The sequence below is a fragment of the Streptomyces spongiae genome (genome assembly GCF_009377185.1).
Lineage (GTDB): Bacteria > Actinomycetota > Actinomycetes > Streptomycetales > Streptomycetaceae > Streptomyces > Streptomyces spongiae.
This window is the reverse complement of the sequence record NZ_VJZC01001018.1, coordinates 1-1,687: the sequence shown is the minus strand read 5'-3', so window position 1 is coordinate 1,687 and position 1,687 is coordinate 1. Positions and strand designations below refer to the sequence as shown.

The 1,687-nt window shown below is 66.2% G+C and carries 2 protein-coding genes and 1 rRNA gene; all 3 read right to left on the bottom strand.

The genetic code is table 11. The annotated features are described in order from the left end of the window. Window positions 1–759, bottom strand: a 759-nt coding sequence (locus tag FNH08_RS49740; protein ID WP_194238895.1) for an MFS transporter, incomplete at its 3' end; no start/stop codon positions are given. A 95-nt stretch (window positions 760–854) separates the two neighbouring features. Further along, on the bottom strand, window positions 855–1,499 hold the full coding sequence (locus FNH08_RS49735) for an HAD family hydrolase (RefSeq protein WP_152778588.1): 645 nt from the start codon (window positions 1,497–1,499) through the stop codon (window positions 855–857). A gap of 61 nt (window positions 1,500–1,560) precedes the next feature. Further along, window positions 1,561–1,677, bottom strand: a 5S ribosomal RNA gene (gene rrf, locus FNH08_RS49730). Window positions 1,678–1,687: the final 10 nt, after the last annotated feature.

Below are 1,687 nucleotides of genomic sequence, written 5' to 3'. Positions count from 1 at the left end.
CGTGGTGACCATGTAGACGTTGTACGGCACCGTCGCCATCTGCTCGGAACTCCCCAGCACGTCCTGGAGGTACTTCGCGCTCCAGTTGGAGACCGTCGAGTCCCCGATGTACGCGAACGTCATCACCAGACACAGCGGCAACAGCAGCTTGAAGGCGACGGGCCCGCCTTCCGCCCCCTCCTTCGCCTCGACGGGCGCGCTCCCCCCGTCGACGTACCACCGGCTCCCCAGCAGCACCGCAGGCAACAGCACCACCACGACCGGGAGATACGACACCCACAGCGCCAGGTCCCAGTGCGCCCCCACCCACGCCAGCGAGGCCCCCACTATCCCGCCCAGGCTGTACGCCGCGTGGAAGCTGAGCATGATGCTGCGCCCGTACGACCGCTGCAGGCTCACCCCGAGCATGTTCATCGACGCGTCCAGCCCACCCACGGCGAGCCCGAACGCGGCGAGCGCGATGCCCAGTTCGGCCATGTGCTCCCCCGCGCCCACTCCCAGCAGTGCCAGGAGCACGACGGGCTGGGACCAGCGCAGCACCCGACTGGGCGGTACGCGCCTCACCAGCTTCTCGGTCGTCACACTCCCGACGCCGGCGAGCACCGGCACGGCGGCGAGGAACACGGGCAACAGCGCGTCGGAGACGCCGTACCGGTCCTGAATAGCCGGAATCCGGGTCACCAGCAGAGCGAAGGCGGCGCCCTGAGCGAAGAAGCTGAACGCCAAAGAGGCCCTACCGCGCCGCAGCACATCTGTCATGGCGGCGAGCGTAGGGCCCCAACGTACTCGTGGGTAGATCCAGCCAAAGGTGAATTTCCCTCAACTTAACCCGGTGATCCTCCACGTGGCAGAAGTCAGGCGAGCAGACCTGACAACTCACCCATGTCGGAGAAGAGTTGGGTGGCACCCGCCAGCCTGTCGGCAGGCGTCATCGCGGTGAACCCGTACACGTCCATCCCGGCCGCGACAGCCGCCTGCACCCCCAGCGGGGAATCCTCCACCACCACGCAGCGGCTCGGCGAGACACCCATCCGCTCGGCCGCGTAGAGGAACAGGTCCGGGGCCGGCTTCCCCTTCCCCACATCCTGCGAACTGAAGATCCGCGACTCCTCGAACCACCGGTCCAGCCCGGTCGTCCGATGCCCCACCCGAATCCGCTCATGGCTCCCCGAGGACGCCACGCAGTACGGCACCTCGTCCGCGGCCAGCTTCTCGAGTACGTCCACGGCCCCCGCAACGGGCCGCAGTTCCCGCTCGAACGCCGCGAACACCCGCCGGTGGAAGACGTCGTCGAACTCCGCCGGCAGCCGCTCCCCCCTACGCTCCAGGACCAGCTCATGGATGCGATGCATCGCGGAGCCCATGTAGTCCCGAATGGAGTCCTCGTACGACGTCGGGTGCCCGAGCTCCGTCAGATAGGCGGCCAGCAGCCGGTTGGAGATCGGCTCACTGTCCACGAGGACACCGTCATTGTCGAAGATCACCAAGTCGTAGGTCATATCCAGAGCCTAAACGCAGAAAACCCCCGCACCGTGAGGTGCGGGGGTTTTCTCAATATTTGTTCGGCGGTGTCCTACTCTCCCACAGGGTCCCCCCTGCAGTACCATCGGCGCTGTAAGGCTTAGCTTCCGGGTTCGGAATGTAACCGGGCGTTTCCCTCACGCTATGACCACCGAAACACTATGAA